Source organism: bacterium, from assembly GCA_016786595.1.
GTDB lineage: Bacteria > Bdellovibrionota_C > UBA2361 > SZUA-149 > JAEUWB01 > JAEUWB01.
Genome location: JAEUWB010000047.1, coordinates 11,793 through 31,072 on the forward strand (window position 1 = coordinate 11,793; position 19,280 = coordinate 31,072).

Genomic DNA, 19,280 nt, shown 5'->3' on the forward strand with positions numbered 1-19,280 from the left:
AGCAAAATTTCAGAGTGCCAAAAAATACTGAATTCAGTGTTTTAATCCTCTGATACTACTGGCAAATATACTTATCTTCTTCCCAGCTTATTTTTGAAAGACCTCGCTTGAGGCGGACATTAAATCGTTGCAAAACGATCTAATGTGGTTCTTTGACATTGTTATATGGGTAGACGAGCAACAACTGCGTAAGAGAGTTCAATTTTTGATTCTCAACAAGCGACAAGTATAATTGTACCGCTGATTTTGTTAATTCAAAATCATGCGCGTTTCAATATTTACACATGACAAAGTTTTTTTTGTGATTAAGTTACTAAGGGCGCACAGGGGATGCCTTGGCGTCTAGAGGCGATGAAGGACGTGGCAAAACTGCGATAAGCTTCGGGGAGCTGTTCAACAAGCATTGATCCGAAGATTTCCGAATGGGGAAACCTGACTACCTAAGGTAGTCGCTCCGCAAGGAGAGCGAACTCAGGGAAGTGAAACATCTCAGTACCTGAAGGAAAAGAAATCAATAGAGATACCCGTAGTAGCGGTGAGCGAACCGGGTAGAGCCTAAACCATCGGAACTTCGGTTCTGATGGGGTTGTAGGGCGTGCAATAAAGCTGATCAAAGTCAATAATCGAAGAGCGTTGGAAAGCGCTGCCATAGAAGGTGATAGCCCTGTAGGTGAAATTGACAATGACGGTGAGTACGTACCTGAGTACAGCGGGACACGTGGAACCCTGCTGGAATCTAGGAAGACCACTTTCTAAGGCTAAATACTACTAGACGACCGATAGTGAACAAGTACCGTGAGGGAAAGGTGAAAAGAACCCCGACGAGGGGAATGAAAAGATCCTGAAACTGTGTGTCTACAAGCAGTCGAAGCACTATGTTCGCAAGAACAGTGCGACGGCGTACCTTTTGCATCATGGGTCAGCGAGTTGCGCCTTTGTGGCAAGGTTAAGTCGATAAGACGGAGCCGAAGCGAAAGCGAGTCCTAACTGGGCGATTCAGTCACAAGGGGCAGACCCGAAGCCGAGTGATCTAACCATGGCCAGGATGAAGCTCGGGTAACACCGAGTGGAGGTCCGAACTGTAATACGTTGAAAAGTATTCGGATGAGCTGTGGTTTGGAGTGAAAGGCTAATCAAACTCGGAGATAGCTGGTTCTCTTCGAAATATATTGAGGTATAGCGTCGTGTATATTGAGCGGGGGTAGAGCACTGAATGGACTAGGGGGCCTACCAGCCTACCAAACCCAAATAGCCTCCGAATACCGCTCAAGTAAAGCACGGCAGTCAGTTCGTGACTGATAAGGGCCACGAGCGAGAGGGACAGACCCCAGACCGCCAGCTAAGGTCCCAAAATCAATGCTAAGTGGAAAACGATGTGAGACCGCTAAGACAGCCAGGAAGTTGGCTTAGAAGCAGCCACCTTTTTAAGAAAGCGTAATAGCTCACTGGTCGAGCGGGCTCGTGCGGAAAATTCAACGGGGCTAAAGCATTGTACCGAAGCTGCGGATAGTAAGAATCCTACGGGATTTTTATTGTGGTAGAAGAGCGTTGTTAACAGGCTGAAGCATGATCGTAAGAACGTGTGGACAGTTAACAAGTGATAATGCTGACATGAGTAACGATAAACAAAGTGAAGAGCTTTGTCGCCGAAAACCCAAGGTTTCCTGAGCCAGGGTCATCCGCTCAGGGTTAGTCGGAGCCTAAGCTGAGGCCGAAAGGCGTAAGTGATGGTAAACAGGTTAATATTCCTGTCACCACAAGGCACATTGTGCGATGGAGAGACGGAGAAGGGTATGTCTACCGGGTAATGGTTGTCCCGGAGAAAGTTCGTAGGCTGAAAGGATAGGTAAATCCGTTCTTTCTTAAGGCCGAGAAACGAGACCATCTGCGATCCGCAAGGGTCAAAGAGAAGTGACTGATCCCACGCTTCCTAGAAAATCTTCTAAGCCCGTGCTGCGTGTCCGTACCGGAAACCAACTCTGGTGGGTTAGTAGAGAATACTTAGGCGCTTGAGAGAACTCTGGTTAAGGAACTAGGCAAATTACTACCGTAACTTCGGGATAAGGTAGGCCTTCTATGGTGTAATACTTCGCGTATGAAGCTGCGGAAGGTTGCAGAGAGCAGGGGGTAGCGACTGTTTACTAAAAACACAGGACTCTGCAAACTCGTAAGAGGAGGTATAGGGTCTGACGCCTGCCCGGTGCCGGAAGGTTAAGGGGATTTGTCATCTCGTAAGAGAGAAGCTTTGAACCGAAGCCCCGGTGAACGGCGGCCGTAACTATGAATCCGTTGTAGTTACGAAAATAAATTTGGCTATATGCTGGAATATCCGATTGTATCCACAGATACTCGCACATATAATTTAGAAATAAATTAATGGGCAGTGACAACTCTAGTGGTGCGGACAATCAGCAGGAAAGATTTAAGAAAATGAGTAAAACAGTTCCTCCAAATATTGGCTATTATTTAGCTGGTTTTGCTGATGGAGAGGGAAGCTTTAATGTTTCATTCCGTCCGCGACCTGACTATATAATGCCATGGAAAGTTTCGTTATGTTTCAATATTTCTCAAAAAGATAAAGTAATACTGACGCTGTATAAAAAATATTTACAGTGTGGGACTTTACGAGGAAGAGCTGATGGAGTTTGGTATTTCGAAGTTAATAACTTTGAAGCGATTGTTTCAAATGTTATTCCTTTCTTCAAAAAATATAAATTTCTATCGGCTAAGAAAAAACGAGACTTTCAAAAATTCATTCAGATTTCAGATTTAGTCAAAGAGCATGCTCATTTAACACGAGCTGGCATTGAAAAAATTCTGCAAATTCGAGCTGATATGAACGATGGTGGAAAAAGAAAGTACTCAGATGCTGAAATTATCAGCATTCTTAAAAATCCTCAGAGACTACATGCCAAACATTAGCTAAAATCTAATGATGATATAGTCCGAACTGCATAGCGATATGTAGAGCTTAGAAGAAATTCTAAGACGCTAAAAAGAAATTTTTAGTAGTAACATTTATAACGAACGGTCCTAAGGTAGCGAAATTCCTTGTCGGGTAAGTTCCGACCTGCACGAATGGCGTAACGACTTCCCCACTGTCTCAACCAGAGACTCAGTGAAATTGAATTCGAAGTGAAGATGCTTCGTATCCGCGGAAAGACGGAAAGACCCTGTGCACCTTTACTACAACTTAGCGTTGAGCCTGGAGGCTGCATGTGTAGCATAGGTGGGAGACTTTGAAGTCGGAGCGCTAGCTCTGATGGAGTCATTAGTGAAATACCACCCTTGCATTCTCTAGATTCTAACATTGGCGAGTGAATCCTCGCCGTGGACCACGCTTGGTGGGTAGTTTGACTGGGGCGGTCGCCTCGACCACAAGCCAGTATAAAAAGGAAATTTAGGGGCGCTTTAGTGGCAACACTAAAGGCAAATTTGGCTATATGCTGGAAAGTCCGTTCTCTCTAAATCTGTTTACTTTTTTCCGTTCGTAAATATTTAGAAGAGATGTAGTATCCAACATTACACGCGCAACAAATTATTAGCGTGTGTGAAAATGTGTTTGGTGCGGGCAATCAGCAGGGAAGACCACTGAGATATACTCAATCTAGTGTATATTCTTATGTCCCCTCAACGACTAAACGCCGAACTTCCTCTAAAGGGAAGATGATATAGTCTGAACTTCCAGGCGACTGGAAGCCATAATAATGGGGTCTTGCTAATATTTTATGCGATCGAAAAAGATCGAAGCACTTAAATTAAAGTTGAAATTGTCCGATCAGCAACGAGAAGTTCTGGTTGGATTACTACTTGGTGATGCTTGCTTAGAGACTCAAAATGGGGGGAAAACTTACCGCCTAAAAATCGAGCAAAGTGAAAAGCACCAAGACTATCTTCAACACCTGTATGATCTGTTTGCAGAGTGGGTCTTGACCCAACCTCGTAAACGACAAGTTCATTCTGGTGATTTTGTTTCTGTAAATCTAGCGTTTCAAACCGTAAGCCATAGCGCTTTTAGGTTTTATGCTCAAAATTTTTACGGTAATCAAAAAAAAACAGTACCAAAGTTAATTGGCCATTGGTTAACCCCAAAGGCGCTTGCTTATTGGTATATGGATGATGGTTCTATGAAATCAAAAGATTCAAAGGGAGTAATTTTCAACACACAAGGATTTACTAAGAATGAAGTCAATCTGCTTAGTAAGGTCCTCGGACATAAATACGGTTTAAGTGCAAAGTTAAGAAAGCAAAAGGATGGCCATCAGATTTACATTTCTGGATCTTCTTATGAAGACTTTATTCAGATTGTAAAGCCACATGTAATTCCTTCAATGCTTTATAAAATTCAAAAAGCAAGACAAACACAATTGCCTAAAGAGTAACGGAGGCGCGCAATGGTGGGCTCAGACTGGTTGGAAATCAGTCGTACGAGTGTAAAGGCATAAGCCCGCTTAACTGTGAGAGAGACATTTCGAACAGGTACGAAAGTAGGCCTTAGTGATCCGGTGGTTCTTCGTGGAAGGGCCATCGCTCATCGGATAAAAGGTACGCCGGGGATAACAGGCTTATCTCCCCCAAGAGTTCACATCGACGGGGAGGTTTGGCACCTCGATGTCGGCTCGTCACATCCTGGGGCTGAAGTAGGTCCCAAGGGTTCGGCTGTTCGCCGATTAAAGTGGCACGCGAGCTGGGTTTAGAACGTCGTGAGACAGTTCGGTCCCTATCTTCCGTGGACGCAGGAAAATTGAGAGGATTTGCTCTTAGTACGAGAGGACCGGAGCGAACATACCTCTAGTGGACCAGTTGTCCTGCCAAGGGCATAGCTGGGTAGCCAAGTATGGAAGGGATAACCGCTGAATGCATCTAAGCGGGAAGCCTACCTCAAGATTAGTTTTCCCACCCGCAAGGGCTAAAGGGACGTTGAAGACTACAACGTTGATAGGTTGGAGGTGGAAGTGCGGTAACGCATGTAGCTGACCAATACTAATGTTCCCGTGAGACTTAATCTTTTTTTCTTCTTTTTTAAATCTTTGTCATGCGCTGTTTGAGAATTAGAAATTTCTCTTACCATGTTGCTCGTCTACCCTTTTTTCTTTTTGATTTTCAATAACATTCAATTAATTATCTAACACACTGCTTGGTCCTCAAGTCATTGCGAGCTTGCGATAGCAAGCGCGGCAATCTACTTGCATTTTGTGTCATTGCGAACGAAGTGAAGCAATCTGTTAAGCAATATTTTGTTTTTTCTCATAAGCACTGAACAGCCTGCCTTAAATCTTGCCCTCAAGCATAGACAACTGCCGATGATGGAGTTTGGCGAATAAGAGTTGGGATATGATTGCCCCAACTAAACACAAAAACATATCCCATTGCGTGTCCCAGACATCGCCCTGAGTTCCTAGAAATGCAGTTGCTTGATCGTCGAACACCAAAGATACCCACCATTCAATCATTTCAAAAAAAGCACTGAAAGACAGGCACGCACAGGTTGTGCATAGAAACAGCCAGCCACCTGACTTTAAAGGCGATTTCCGAATAAAAATTTCTCGCGCCAAAATCGCAGGCACAAAGCCCTGCACAAAATGCCCCAGACGGTCATAGTGATTACGTGAAAGTTCTAACAAATCCCTAACCCATAGACCGAGCGGTACTTTCTCGTATGTGTAATAACCCCCAAGAATTAAAACCAAAGCATGAAATGCTAGTAAATAATAAAGCAGCCTAGTTAAAGGGAATGACCTTCGGGTTAAGTAAATTATTGGCAAACCTACAAAAACCCAGGACACCTCCAGTGCCCATGTAAAATGTTCTTCTGGATTAAGTCCAGACAAGACTAGTGCGAGTATCATCGTTGTAAACAACAGAGTTTGCTCTAAAGTCGGCTGTTTTAATTTGCCCATCATATTCCCTCGATTTTATCGGTAAAATATTTGACTGTACGAATCAATCGCTCCCATGGTACTTAACCTTGGTATTCAATGAAAGTGTTATTTCGACTTCTCGCGCTAATTATTTTTTGTTGTAATCCTGCTTTTTGCTCAGCTGAAAGTCTTTCGCGTTGGCTTGCCCAAGCACCAAAAGAATGCACAGAAGAATATGACTTTGAGCTTGCGGATGGAACATTCCTTGCGCCAAATCCCAAAGAAAGAATTATTAATTCCCGTAATCTAAACTATCTAGGTGAAATTAAAGTTTCCCAAGCACTGTCAGCCCCTAAGTTAAAAATAATTTTTAATCGCATTGCAATTGATAACTATAACCATGCTTTATTGGACCTTAATTTGCTGAGTAGTGGTGCAACGTCAATCGATCAAGCGATTAAGTCTGTGCAGAATATTCAGGCTCAGGCCAATTTGGATTCTTCGGAACTTAAATATGTCTATGAGTATTCGAGTCAAATCGTCCCAGTTGTAATTCCAGAATATGGCTATCAATATTATCGCAGCTTAACCTTGAAACCAATTGTTGTGCGCGTCGAGGTGACAGAACATGACAAGCTGCGCTGCCGTAATATTTTGATTGCCGGCATCTTCGCCCCAAATCCAGACAACCAGGTAATTGCCCGCACCATTGGCATTTCAGAGAGTTCGGCACTTAAAGAGTATGCGGGTTTTGATCAGGATATAGTATTGACGAACTTACCTGCTGACGCACTCAGCTTGGCATCAACAACTGGAATAAGCCTTGATCAAGCTAAACCGCTTCCGAGTCAAGAATATCTAAGAAAATTGATGTTACAAGGCACTTGGATTTACGCGCCGCAAAATATTACTGACCAATTACAAACATCTCTCAACCCACTTCCAATTGGTGGAGTTTTGTTTGCGGGATATCAAACTTTGCGCGTTCCTTCTGCTCAACTCTTTGGCAGGATTAGTTATAACCGCGTGATGCATCCACTCGCATTTCGTAATAGCAATTACTATTATGGTAACGACTTACAGCAAAGCCAAGAACTAAAAGACCGAGTTTGGAGCAATATTACCTACACTTATGTAGGGCTCGGTTTATATACACTATTATTCCTCATTGCTGGGCCAGTCCTTTTTTATGTTATGCCAGCTAAAAAACGATCGCTGCTTTGGTTGATCGTCCCACTAACTTGTCTAGTGTCAGCTTTGATCTTCTATTGTGCTGGCCAACAGATTCTGCCGAATAGCCCGATTCTACAGCTTGTCGAAACACGTGTCGGCTATGCTCCCTGGTCAGAATGGAACATTGGCGCTGAAATTTCAGTGCTAGCAACTCGAGATGAAACAATTGAGATTAACGCTCCTACTCAAATGACTATTATTGGACAGTCTAATAGCTATAACTCTAAACAGGGTGCTAAGCAGATTAACTGGTCTCGTAACGATCGCACTAGCCAGGGCAGAATTGAAATTGAAGGTAGCGGCTATCAGACAAAGTTCGATCTGCGTGGATTTAGCAACCAGATTAAGTTGCCGTTTACTATCGATCATCACAAGTTGTGTGCCAGTGAGCCTTTAGCCGATTTCTATGTGCTCGATCACAATCTGCGTTCACTCTCGCTGAACGCATCAATTGCCAAGAGCGAATGTGTTGAATTAAAACCAAGTAGTTTCAACAAACACCCACAGTTTTATACAGTGCCAAATTCTGTTTACGAAAATGTTTATGGACACAGTCAAAATCAGTATTCGAATCTTAGTTCTGAGCAAAAAGAATACTACTCAGCGCTTTTGGAAAAAATTAGAGCCGAAGGAATTATCCCCAAGCATTATTTAGTAATGTTTACGTCACGAGGCGAAAATTCCCTGTCAGTCAAAATCCGCGATAGCAGTATCACTAGCAAAATCCATTGGATCGTGGCAGTTCCCCAGGATCAATCGCTGATGACTGTTGGAGGTTTAGACCATGGCTCTTAAAGTTGAAGCCGTACATAAAACCTATCCCAATGGAACAACTGCCCTAAATGGAATTAGCATGGCGTTTCCACCAGGGCGTGTTTTTGGTTTGATCGGACCCAACGGAGCTGGCAAATCAACACTACTTAAGGTGATTTGTGGACTACTCAAAACCAATGCAGGTGTGATTACATTTGCAGGGAAGAATATTACCTCGGATGCACAGCGCGCTTCGCACTATGTGCAACTCATGCCCGACCCGCTTGGAGTTTATACTGATATTTATGCGCGTGAGTATCTAGAGTTTTTTGCACGACTTTTTGGTTTGCGCGGGAAGGAAAGACAAGAAAAGCTCGATCAAGTGATTTCACTACTAGGGCTCTCGCCTTGGCTTGATATGGAAGTCGAGACATTATCTGCGGGATGGCAAAGACGGCTTGCGCTTGGTCGAGTGCTACTTTCTAACGCCTCAGTTTTACTTCTCGATGAGCCCGCTGCTGGACTTGATATTTCAGCGCGGCAAGAATTGTTAGCATTAGTGCGAAAACTTTCCTCAGCCGATCGCACGATTGTTGTCTCTTCGCATATCTTGTCCGAACTCGAAGAACTCGCTGATGACTTTGGGATTTTAGTTCAGGGATCATGGAAGGAAGTCGCTCCAGGGAAAACTAGTTTTTCGCGTAACGAACTTGCCAGCCTCAAACATGGTGCCAGAGTAATTTTACGAGTTAAAAGTAGTGAGCTTGCAGAGAATTTATTGAAGTCAAAGAATATTGATTACGTGCTAGCGCCAGGAACGCAAGAAATGACTGTGGAAACTGCAAGTGCAGTGCTTGCCCAGCAGTTACTCGCGGAATGCACCGCAGCGGGAATAGAAGTTATCGAGTATCGACGTGAAACTGCCGACCTAGTTGACGTTGTGTCGGAGGTGCTAAAATCATGAACCCTATTTTCTGGCTTGAACTTCGCACGCGCATTGCTGAAAAAAAGCTTTGGCTAATCGCACTATTATTTATTGTGATGATGTGGGTTGGGATTTTAATTCCCACGTCATTATTTGGAAACCGTAGCTATCAAGTCCCCGGGGAAACCGGATCGATTATGCAGGGCTTTATCCTGGTACTCCATGCTGGCTTAATGGCTTTACTGGGAGGAATTAGTGCGGCTTCACGTATTTCCCAAGAGCGCGAGCAGCGCACGATCGCACCACTGCTTAATTCACCAGTGTCACGCTTGAGTATTATCTTTGGAAAGCTTTTTGGCTCGTGGATATTTTTAATTTGGATTTCTTGTCTGACATTACCTTTTTTGGCAGTCACTGCGCTTTGGGGCGGATTCTCCGCGGGGACGATGATTAAAATTTTTATTTCCAATACAGTCCTATCCTTACTGCTCTCTGCGATGGCTTTGGCTAGTTCTGCGCAAACTGGCAGGACTTTAACTTCTTACCTTTTTCTAGGTTTAGTAGTTTTTGGCTGGTCTTGTATTTTGCCGCTTTTATACCTGACGCAGATTGCAGGTAATCGCACTAATAGTCTGGACGAGTACGCCTTCCTTTTTCACAACCCGCTCTTCCCCATCATTTATCTGTTCTCTAAGAACGAGATGTCATGGATGCAAGAAGTGGGCGGCAAACTGCCGCTGGATCCGTTATTATACTGTTATTTGATTTGGTTTTTCATTGGTGGCTTGAGCATTTTGCTCGCACGCTTTGCAATTTCAAAGGAGAACGTATGAGGATACACATAATACAGCACGTTGCATTTGAAGAGCCAGGTGAAATTTCTAATTGGATTAATCGTCGTGGACATGCGCTTACTTTAACGCGCGTTTTTCGTGACGAAGAATTTCCCGAAATTGATAGCTTTGATTTATTAATTATTATGGGCGGGCCAATGAGTGTCAACGACCACGCGAGTTATCCTTGGATCGCCAACGAAAAGAAATTTATTTCTCAAGCACTTGCTGCCGGCAAATATCTTTTCGGAATTTGCTTAGGGGCGCAGTTCATTGCTAGCGCACTTGGAGCAAAGGTTTATCCCAATAAAATTGAGCAGCAAGTAGTCAAGGAAATCGGTTGGTTCCCAGTGAAGACCACTCCTGAAGCCCTTAGCTCTCAATTTTTTTGCACAATGCCGGGCGAGTTTTCGCCACTACATTGGCATGGTGAGACCTTCGATTTGCCCCAAGGAGCAATCCGACTGGCCAGCACTAGTGCCTGTGCTAATCAAGCTTTTGAATATAATCATCAAGCTTTGGGAATTCAGTTTCATCTCGAGATGTCTCCAGAGATTGTGCGTGAAATGCTTGTTAACTGCGAAAATGATTTCGTTGGTGGGCGATATGAACAAAGTCCAACGCAAATTCTCGAAGCAAAAACAAATTATGCACTGACGCAGGAGTTGATTGAATCCGTGCTTGACCGCTTTGAAAATAAAATTGACGGTAAGACTTCCAAGAATTTTTTTGTGACTTCTGGGGCGGCTGTGACTATGTTTTTGATGTGACAAAGGGAACTAACTTTTGTTAGTTCCCTTTGTCATCCTGAGCAAAGCTTGTGCAAGCGATAGTGCACACAAGCTGCGTCGAAGGATCTCTTAAGGAGTTATAATTTCACCCATCTCGATAACTTCAAAGTCAGAGCCATGGACATTACCAAGTGTATGTAGTTCATCATCACTCCAACGTGGGTCGGGCGCTCCCGAGACATACCAGTTTGAGCCGTTATCTGCGACAAACATGCCATAACGTTTAAGTGCTCGAAGTATAACTTGAACTGAAGCTGGGTAAGAAGATTCGTCGAAAGAAGCTTTTAAGCGCACACGCATTCCCATTGGCGGAAGATTTGGATCGGTATTTGAACTTGCCCAATGTCGTGCTGGATGCACATAAGCTCTGCGACTGCGAGATACTGTAAATCTTAAGGCATGAGGAATTTCCCCGCGCTCAACTGCTTCTTCATATCTAACCAAGCCTGGAAAAATTGGAAGTCCTGCAGCATCAGCAGAAGTCCAACCAGCTGGACGAAGTGCATTTGATTTTAAATCAAAAATTGCACCGGAGCCTGCTTCCCAACGATTGTTATTAAAAAATACATGATAAAGTTCGTAGAGCACCCAATTATCTCGGTCAATCATCAGGACATGGCGATCTCCATTGCCATCAGGCCCACCTTCGATCGGGGGATTTAAAGGAATCGGATAGGGTCCAGCATCACTTTCATCTTCATATTCGAAAATTACAGATGAGCGTGGTTGAGAAGAGGGAACTATCACATAAGGAATGCCGTTTGGCGCTCCATTCCATACTGTTCCAAAATCAGGATGAAGTCCCGTGTTTAGACCAATACTAGCGATTAAATTATTTGAATTAGAATCCACTGGTGAATTTGAAATATCTTGGTTCCAAGGATTACTCGCTGGAAAAACTAATTTACCATTAGTGCGAGCGTTTACTCCAAGCTCAGGGCCATTTGGGTCAGGAGGTGAAGGCGGTGCTGAGCCGGGGTTTGATTCCGAATCATCTTTCCTGCTTTTACAGCCAGGGTCAGCAGGGAAATCCTTATAGCCATCACGGTCATCATCTTTTTTATTATAGCAGCGCGGATAACGACAGATTTTTTTGTGTTTTATGCGTTTGCAGATTTTCTTAACTTTGATTTTTTTGGCTGTTAGCTCACGGGCGGTTTCAGCAAAAGCTCCCGGGCAATACGGAATAACAGCAAATACTAACAGAACACTAATTACTAACGGTAAGGCATGTCTCATAGATTCTCGTACTACAAGTATCGACAGATCTCGTAGGAAACTGTTGGGTTTGGTGAAATACGCTGAGACTACGCTTAGTTAATTCTTAAGGCACAAGATTGAGTTTTAAGTAAATTCTGATATAATGCGCCTTCCGTTTAGGCCTTCAGCCTGCTCTTTCTCTTCGCTGTGTCGGGTAGAAATCTAAATAAATCTATATCTCTTGATGTCTGGCCTTCGGCTAACGCTTAAGGTTTTGACAAGAGGGCAATCATGACTCGAGATAAACGCAACTCAGCAAAACCCATCGAAAGACTGCTTTTTGGCAGTCGCTGGCTTTTGGCTCCGCTAAACTTAGCGGTAGCCTTCGGCCTACTACTTCTCGTCATTCGTTCTGGTCCACAAATCTGGAGCCTAACCATTGAAGCTGTCAGTCCTTCTAATGGTGAGAAGTTCATGAACGATCTACTGGCGCTTGCAGGTTCAGTGCTAACAGCGGGCTTCCTCTATATCGTAATCATGAACTCGTGGGCGACCTATGTCTCCAGAGCAGACTTCACGGGCAATTCTGATGCTGCGCTATGGCGTAAAAGCATGCCGGAAAGCGAACTTCGAGCTAAACAGTTCGGATCGCTAGCTTCGATTACAGCAGTTCGCTTACTCGATAGCACCAGCAAGTCTGCCAATGAAACCCATATCTACCTGATGATCTTCGGGGCGTTCGTGCTGTCTGCACTTTGCTTTACTTGGATGCATCTTTCTCACACTGGACGCAAAGGTCATCATCAGGAAAACGAAATATCCGAGGAAAAAGTGCAAGATAAGTGAGTGAATCGAAGACAACGACTAAGTCTGGTTATTGCAAAAGCCCTAGCCAGACATCAAGACAGAATAGATTTGAACTTGTTTGAGAGATCCGCCTACGCCCTTCGATGAACTCAGGGCTCCGGCGGATTATTTTTATTTTCCGCAGATGCGGAAAATAAAAAACCCCAAGTATCTTTTAGAGATACTTGGGGCACAAAAAAACTGGCAATGACCCTTTCCCATCATGTGATAGTATCTCAAAGTCCATTTAAATCTTTAATTTTGGTCAAATACTGCGTTGCGGAAGATTTCTGCGGTTGCGCACCTACAAACGTAGGCTTGCGCTCCTCGAAATTTCTGCGCCTTGTCTTTGCCTCAAAACTAAAGATTTAATCTGGACTTTGTAGGTCGAATGGGAAAGTAGGTCCCAGAAAATAAAAAACCCCAAGTATCTTTTAGAGATACTTGGGGCACAAAAAAACTGGCAATGACCTACTTTCCCATCATGTGATAGTATCATCGGCGCTGAAGGTCTTAACTGCTGAGTTCGGAATGGGATCAGGTGTTTCCCCCTCGCTACTACCGCCAGAGGCATGTCTTATAGATAATTAATTATTTAAGATCAAGAGAGACTGCCGAAATTATTATAAATAGAAAATTCAGTAATAATTTCGGCAAGTTAAGAAGGGTAGGGACTACCAGCGATCGCCCCCGCGGTCGTTACGGTCACGACGAGGCTTTCCGCCGCCGCCGCCAAAACCACCGCCGCCACCTGGACGACGATTTCCACCACCACCTGGACGACGATTTCCACCACCGCCACCACCGCCTTCTGTCTTAGGACGAGCTTCGTTTACAACGATTGTGCGGCCCTTAAGGTTTTGACCATTAAGACCTTCAATCGCACGCTTTGCTTCTTCGTCTGAATCCATCTCAACAAAGCCGAAGCCTTTTGAGTGACCAGAGAATTTGTCCATAATAACATTTGCTGATTTTACTGATCCATAGGCCTCAAAAGCACCTTTAAGATCTTCAGCTGTTACTTCGTATGATAAACTACCAACGTATATATTCACTATTGTTACCTCTATTCATTATTAAAAATAATTGAAGTGTGCATGCGTATGACAAATAACGAAGAAGCCAGGCAACGAGCCAAAACTTCTTACAAAATGAAATCCAATACCATTAGCCCAGATGTCATCGCTCAAATTAACAAAGAACAGAGGTCAACGAACGGGAACTAGTATGCACTCCTGCAATTGCTGTGCAGTCTATCACAGCTAGCAAAGAAAAAGCAAATAATTTACGAATAAAAATCTAATCATTACAAATAGTTACAGATTTCTGCGCGAGCTTTTCAAGCTTTTCTGCGTGTTTATCAACAATAATACAGACCTATCAACGCTTTTCAATCCGCGAAACCAAGGAAAATTCTGCCTCAAGGCCTTGCATATTTATGCGCATAAATATAAAATTATGCATTGGCCACTGGCCAGTATTACTTGTTCTTTAAATTTTTTTATTTGGCAGAAATTTCCTGACTGTCTCAAATAGAAATTGATCTAGTTGAGTCAGCAGCAGTTTTTAGGTTTTAGTCGCAAACAAACTTGCGCTTCTTATTTTTGCATCCGCTGAAAGAAGAAGCGCAAGAGGGCGCGAAAATTATGGGAATATCGGTAACAGAAACAAAGGACGCTAATGGCACACCTACCATTAAGCTAAAAACATCACTCATTGACCCGCAAGTCCAGCATGCAAAATCAGAAATGACTCTTTTTGAACTTTTTGAAATCTTGCACAAGGAAATGCTTGACTTTAAGGAAAGAAGCAAGGGGAGTAATGGATGCTCTTCTAGAATTCCGATTCGCCTTGGTCTCTATGACAGCATGAGCGCCGCCTTCCCCGGTGCGCTCGAAAAACAGGGTAGGCGTTACCACCTCTGTCTAACATCTACTACGACAAGCCGTGGCGAAGTGTTTGGAGCATTTGCAGCTCGAGGAAAAGTCGGACGCCAAGAGGTCAACAGTAGTGGTGACACGCTTTCGGTGGAATTTACAATCCACCCGAGAACAAAAGTCCCCATCCTTAAGGCGTGGTCTGTCGGTGGGATGGTCCAAACGCCATCAACCGAATTCAAACACTCTCATCCATATCGGGCGTACTGAACGTGGTTCAGCTGGTGCTTAGAATGTTCATCGTCTACTAAGCACTATGCTTGCTTTCTGTGCATCCAGAGCGCAGTTTTTGGTTTTCCTTGAAAAGGTTATAGCCACTGCTGCGCTCAATATTTTTTACTTGATTAATTAATTTTCAACTAACGTCGGGAGTGAAGAAAATGGGAAACATATTAATGAACTTACCCAAGGGTCAGAAAGTCGGACTTGCTTTTTCAGGCGGTCTCGATACTAGCGCTGCAATTTACTGGATGAAAAAAAATGGCGCGCGCCCATTTGCTTACACCGCAAACTTAGCTCAGCCCGATGAAACAAATTACGAGGACATTCCCAATAAAGCTCTCGAATACGGCGCTGAACAAGCAAGACTAATCGATTGTCGCGAACAACTCGTTCAAGAAGGACTTGCCGCATTAATGTGCGGGGCCTTTCACATCCAAAGCGCAGGCCTTACATACTTCAACACAACTCCACTTGGTCGCGCTGTCACCGGTACAATGCTTGTCACCGCGATGAAGGAAGATGGAGTTGATGTCTGGGGCGATGGCAGCACTTATAAAGGTAACGATATTGAGCGTTTTTACCGCTACGGGCTTTTAGTCAATCCAAATCTAAAAATTTATAAACCTTGGCTCGATGAAAAATTCATCAGCGAATTAGGTGGACGTAAAGAAATGTCTGAACTGCTTGAACAGGCAGGCTTTGCCTATAAAATGAGCAAAGAAAAAGCTTACTCTACTGACTCCAATATTTGGGGCGCAACGCATGAAGCCAAAGATTTAGAATTCCTGGATAAAGGCATAAAGATTGTTGACCCCATCATGGGTGTTTCGTCTTGGAAATCTTCAACTACTGTTGAGCCAGAAGTTGTGAAAATTGAATTCGAGGAAGGTTTACCAGTTGCCCTCAACGGCAAACGCTTTTCCAGTAAAGTCGCGCTCGTTCTTGAAGCCAATAAAATTGGCGGCCGTCATGGACTGGGAGTCTGCGATCAAATCGAAAACCGCATCATTGAAGCTAAGAGCCGCGGTATTTATGAAGCCCCGGGAATGGCGCTTTTATATATCGCCTATGAGCGCTTAGTGAATGGCATTCATAACGAAGATACACTTGATAATTACCGCACTAGTGGGAGGCGCCTGGGTAAACTACTTTATCACGGACGTTGGTTTGACCCGCAAGCGCTGATGATCCGTGAAAGTTTGCAGCGTTGGGTTGGTAAGGCCATCACTGGTGAAGTTACTGTCGAACTCAGAAGAGGTAATGACTATTCAATCCTTAATACTGTCAGCCCACACCTGACTTATCACCCCGAGCGCTTAACTATGGAAAAAAATCAAGGCGCCTTTGGTCCAGTTGATCGTATCGGCCAACTCACAATGAGAAATCTTGATATTGCCGACACGCGTGACAAGCTGCAGCTCTACTCCAAGGCAGGATTATTGCCCGCAGGTGGAATTGATGATTTGAAATTGATTGATGAATCGTAACTGATGAATAGTAACCGCTGAAGAGAGGATAAATCAGCCTCTATTGAGCTGAAATGATTGATCTTTTCCTGGACATTCTCGTCGGGTTCTAAGCCTCAAGCATTAATTGATTTAGGCCGATCTTCACTTGTATGCAAGATCGGCCTAAAAAGTTTCTCCCCAACCAAGTGCTTTGTGAGCGCTTTCATATCGAGTCCTTTATCGGGGAAGGAGCTTCTGCAGCGGTTTATAAAGTCTGGGATGAAGTTAATCCAGAAAGAGCTTCAGCGCTAAAAATTTATCCAGCAACGATTGCCGCAGATAAAAAGGCGGCCCACCGGCTACATTGGGAAGTGCGCGGGGCAAATCGCATCCAACATCCAAACGTCGTGCGTTTCTATGAATTCGTCTCAAGTGACGAGTTGATTGCAATTTTGATGGAATACGTCAATGGGCAATCACTGCGATCTTACTTAAGAAAATCTCCTCAACTATCTTTCTCGCAAATTCACTATCTACTGGTTCAAATTGCAGCAGGTCTCGAAGCGATTCACTCAGCAGGATTAGTTCACCGTGATTTAAAGCCCGCCAATATTTTACTGAGTGAAAATCAAACTGTTAAATTGACAGATCTCGGCGTAGTGCTCGCGACAAAAAAAGATTCGCAAAAAAGAGATCTGGAGCACAAACTCTCAGGCACTGCTGAAGAAACAGCGCTCGATGAGCTCGTCGGTACGCCTTATTATATGAGCCCTGAATACGTGCAACATGGCACCGTTGATAGTCGCAGCGACATATACGCTTTCGGGGTGATTGCCTATGAGTTGATTGCTGGAGTGCGGCCTTTTGAAGGTGTAGAAGTTGACGAAATCGTGCGCAGAAAAATTAAACAGGACGTGCAGCCGCTCAGTGAGCTCAAAGCAGAATGCCCAAAGGAATTGGCAAACTTGGTGATGCAGTGTCTAGAGCGCGACCCGAGCAAACGGCCACAGCTGACAAGTCAGGTGATTCACAAGTTACGCATTATTGCCGCCGAAAATAATAAAATTAATCCAGAATATAAAATTTCTAAATCCCCAAGTCAGCGACCAACGAATTCAAGTAGTGAATCTTATATGTATTCTCTTGGTCTTGTCGGGGGAGTATTGCTACTAGTAATTATTGTCCTAGCTAGCTTATTACCAAGCTCAGAAAAAATTCGTTCTTTTTTCTTCAAGCCAGTCCCAGTTGAAAATGCTAGGCCAGTCGAAATTCTGATTCGACCTAAAGCAGATCTGCAAGAAGAGACTGTACTTAAGCCATATAAGTTTACTCGTGGAGGCTATGTTAAAGTTCCTGCAGAAGAAAATAAAGACGACAGCAGTCTAGCTCCTAAAGAGCGAGCGAATTAATATTGGCAGGCTGGTGAAATTAATTTCTAGACCATCGATTTCTTTTGTTAGCTGGCGCTCGACTTGCGGGCTCACCACCCAATTTGTCCCAGTTGGATATAGTTTGCGAAATGCTTTCATTGCTTTTGATGAAAAATGCTTAATCCCCCATTTGCATTCAATAATGTCAGTGTTACTACGTGAGCTTTTAACTACAAAAGCAATTTCGTGGTCAGCCTTATCTTTCCAGTAAAATATCTTTGCTATCGAAAAGTTGGTTTTCAGTTCGTCCAAAACTAAATTCTTCCACAACAATCCACAGTCATCTAGTCGAAGTTCAGTCCAACCGCGCAAGTGGCAGATAAATCCTGTATCGGAACCATAGATCTGCGGTTGTTTGATAATTTCTTTTGCTCCGCCCTTGGAGTAGAGGTGTAAAACGTCAATCACATGGGTGATTTCTAGTGCTGAGAGATAATTCATGACTGCTGGGCGACTGAGGTTACTTTGTCCAGAAAGCTCGGTGATATCTAACTGTCCGCCACTTTTGCGTAGAACAATTTGTAGTAATTATAGAAACTGCGAGCGTTTGCGAATTTGGAAGAGCTCTTGAATGTCTCGCGCGTAAAAAGACTCCAGCCATTCGCTGTAAAAACTGGGGTCAGGAACTTCTGACAGTAGAATTTGTGGAAGCCCTCCTTTAAGTAACCTAGCCTTTAAATCACTGATGCCAAATGAACTAAGCTCTGAGTAGAGCACAGGACGCAAATGCACAATCCGTTTTCTTCCAGTTAAACTATCGCTGAATTTACGCGTCACGTTCAGCGGCGTTCTTGGAATTAGAGTTAAAATATAGCGTTAAAAATCAGTAAAAGTAGGGAATAAGCCTCGGGTTATATTAGTATCACATGGCTAGTCCTGTGAGTGCTTGACATGCCAAGTAAAAATGTGAGATACGGTGCGCCATATTGGTATTTATTAATCACTAGAGGGAGAGTTTATGACTAGAAAGTTAGTAGTGGCTTGGGCTTTTGCAGCTACATTTTTTACAAGTTTACTTATTCAAAATGCTACTGCTGATGAAAGGCGCTTCACGTATGTGTATGAGTCGTCAATCCTGCCAGTTGGCGTATGGGAGTTGGAGCAGTGGGTTACTAATCAAAATGGCAGAGAGCAAGGGGATTATTCGCGTTGGGACTTGCGCACTGAATTTGAATACGGCTTGACGGAACGATTACAAACAGCGCTCTATTTTAATTGGCAAAGTGTCCGCGCAGATGGAGTTCCAGGTGGTGAAAGTGATACAAAGTTCAAGGGAATATCATCTGAATGGGTTTATCAAATTACAAATCCAGAGTTAGATCCGCTTGGCTCAGCTTTGTACGCTGAAATCAGTACTGATGGCTTGGATTTTGAGTTAGAAGGGAAAATCTTACTCAGCAAAAAGATCGATGAAAATTTAGTCGCAGGCATTAATGCTATTTATGAGGCAGAATGGGAACGTGAAGACAACACTACTGAAAAAGAGGCTAAATTAGAATTCACCGCAGGAGTTTCTTATAAATTAACTGCTGCTTGGGCCGTCGGCCTAGAGTCTCGTTATACATCTGCGTACCCTGACGGAGTTGATCTCTCGGGCCAAGAATATCAAGCTGTATCTGTAGGACCAAACATTCACTATGGCACATCAAAATGGTGGGCTACTTTAACCGTTTTGCCACAGATCTGGGGTGATGGAGATGGCGCTGATGGTGGTCGTCAACTAGCTCACGAAGAAGAACTCGAAGTACGTCTACTTTTTGGAGTCTTTATCTAGCCCAGAATCCAGCAGTTATTTTTAGCA

At 43.7% G+C, this 19,280-nt stretch carries 14 protein-coding genes and 2 rRNA genes; 10 read left to right on the forward strand and 6 right to left on the reverse strand.

Annotation, left to right across the window (positions count from 1 at the left end; genetic code table 11):
• The first annotated feature begins 303 nt into the window (after window positions 1-303).
• A 23S ribosomal RNA gene (locus JNK13_07190) occupies window positions 304-5,009 on the forward strand.
• Window positions 5,010-5,270: 261 nt separating this feature from the next.
• Here the strand turns inward: JNK13_07190 and JNK13_07195 are convergent.
• Complete coding sequence (locus JNK13_07195) at window positions 5,271-5,900, reverse strand: DUF2238 domain-containing protein (GenBank protein MBL7662520.1); 630 nt, start codon at window positions 5,898-5,900, stop codon at window positions 5,271-5,273.
• A 78-nt stretch (window positions 5,901-5,978) separates the two neighbouring features.
• Between JNK13_07195 and JNK13_07200 the strand changes: the two genes are divergently transcribed.
• The 4 genes from JNK13_07200 to JNK13_07215 are packed head-to-tail and all read left to right on the forward strand — an operon-like array spanning window position 5,979 to window position 10,375.
• Window positions 5,979-7,889: a hypothetical protein gene (locus tag JNK13_07200; GenBank protein MBL7662521.1), complete on the forward strand. Its 1,911-nt coding sequence runs from the start codon at window positions 5,979-5,981 to the stop codon at window positions 7,887-7,889.
• Complete coding sequence (locus JNK13_07205) at window positions 7,879-8,811, forward strand: ABC transporter ATP-binding protein (protein MBL7662522.1); 933 nt, start codon at window positions 7,879-7,881, stop codon at window positions 8,809-8,811. Before JNK13_07200 ends, JNK13_07205 begins: the two co-directional genes overlap by 11 nt.
• Entirely contained in the window at window positions 8,808-9,605 is a 798-nt protein-coding gene (locus tag JNK13_07210; GenBank protein ID MBL7662523.1) for an ABC transporter permease subunit, read from the forward strand. Before JNK13_07205 ends, JNK13_07210 begins: the two co-directional genes overlap by 4 nt.
• A complete protein-coding gene (locus JNK13_07215; protein MBL7662524.1) occupies window positions 9,602-10,375 on the forward strand; it encodes a type 1 glutamine amidotransferase in 774 nt (257 codons plus the stop codon). The genes JNK13_07210 and JNK13_07215 overlap by 4 nt, the downstream gene beginning before the upstream one ends.
• Window positions 10,376-10,465: 90 nt before the next feature.
• On the opposite strand, the gene JNK13_07220 is transcribed toward JNK13_07215, so the two are convergent.
• On the reverse strand, window positions 10,466-11,635 hold the full coding sequence (locus JNK13_07220) for a hypothetical protein (protein MBL7662525.1): 1,170 nt from the start codon (window positions 11,633-11,635) through the stop codon (window positions 10,466-10,468).
• 252 nt (window positions 11,636-11,887) lie between these two features.
• On the opposite strand from JNK13_07220, the gene JNK13_07225 reads away from it, so the two are divergent.
• The gene (locus JNK13_07225) at window positions 11,888-12,442 is read left to right on the forward strand and encodes a YqhA family protein (GenBank protein MBL7662526.1); all 555 of its coding nucleotides are present in this window, start codon (window positions 11,888-11,890) and stop codon (window positions 12,440-12,442) included.
• A 458-nt stretch (window positions 12,443-12,900) separates the two neighbouring features.
• On the opposite strand, the gene rrf is transcribed toward JNK13_07225, so the two are convergent.
• Both rrf and JNK13_07235 read right to left on the reverse strand, forming a co-directional pair.
• Window positions 12,901-13,011 (reverse strand): 5S ribosomal RNA (rrf, locus tag JNK13_07230).
• A gap of 105 nt (window positions 13,012-13,116) precedes the next feature.
• Window positions 13,117-13,500 (reverse strand): RNA-binding protein, encoded by a 384-nt coding sequence (locus tag JNK13_07235; protein MBL7662527.1) that lies wholly within the window; start codon window positions 13,498-13,500, stop codon window positions 13,117-13,119.
• A 588-nt stretch (window positions 13,501-14,088) separates the two neighbouring features.
• Between JNK13_07235 and JNK13_07240 the strand changes: the two genes are divergently transcribed.
• The 3 genes from JNK13_07240 (at window position 14,089) to JNK13_07250 (ending at window position 17,458) form a co-directional block, all read left to right on the forward strand.
• Complete coding sequence (locus JNK13_07240) at window positions 14,089-14,589, forward strand: hypothetical protein (GenBank protein ID MBL7662528.1); 501 nt, start codon at window positions 14,089-14,091, stop codon at window positions 14,587-14,589.
• 170 nt (window positions 14,590-14,759) lie between these two features.
• Window positions 14,760-16,088 (forward strand): argininosuccinate synthase, encoded by a 1,329-nt coding sequence (argG, locus tag JNK13_07245; GenBank protein MBL7662529.1) that lies wholly within the window; start codon window positions 14,760-14,762, stop codon window positions 16,086-16,088.
• 131 nt (window positions 16,089-16,219) lie between these two features.
• A complete protein-coding gene (locus JNK13_07250) occupies window positions 16,220-17,458 on the forward strand; it encodes a serine/threonine protein kinase (protein MBL7662530.1) in 1,239 nt (412 codons plus the stop codon).
• On the opposite strand, the gene JNK13_07255 is transcribed toward JNK13_07250, so the two are convergent.
• Together JNK13_07255 and JNK13_07260 are read right to left on the reverse strand one after the other, a co-directional pair.
• Window positions 17,432-17,998 carry a DUF4143 domain-containing protein gene (locus JNK13_07255; GenBank protein MBL7662531.1) on the reverse strand — a complete coding sequence of 189 codons (567 nt, stop codon included), beginning with the start codon at window positions 17,996-17,998 and terminating at the stop codon, window positions 17,432-17,434. The two genes, JNK13_07250 and JNK13_07255, sit on opposite strands and share 27 nt — an antisense overlap.
• A gap of 9 nt (window positions 17,999-18,007) precedes the next feature.
• On the reverse strand, window positions 18,008-18,256 hold the full coding sequence (locus JNK13_07260) for a hypothetical protein (protein ID MBL7662532.1): 249 nt from the start codon (window positions 18,254-18,256) through the stop codon (window positions 18,008-18,010).
• Between the two features lie 181 nt (window positions 18,257-18,437).
• Here JNK13_07260 and JNK13_07265 point away from each other — a divergent pair, with 181 nt between their 5' ends.
• Window positions 18,438-19,253, forward strand: a complete 816-nt coding sequence (locus JNK13_07265) for a transporter (protein ID MBL7662533.1) — start codon at window positions 18,438-18,440, stop codon at window positions 19,251-19,253.
• The last annotated feature ends 27 nt before the right edge of the window (window positions 19,254-19,280 follow it).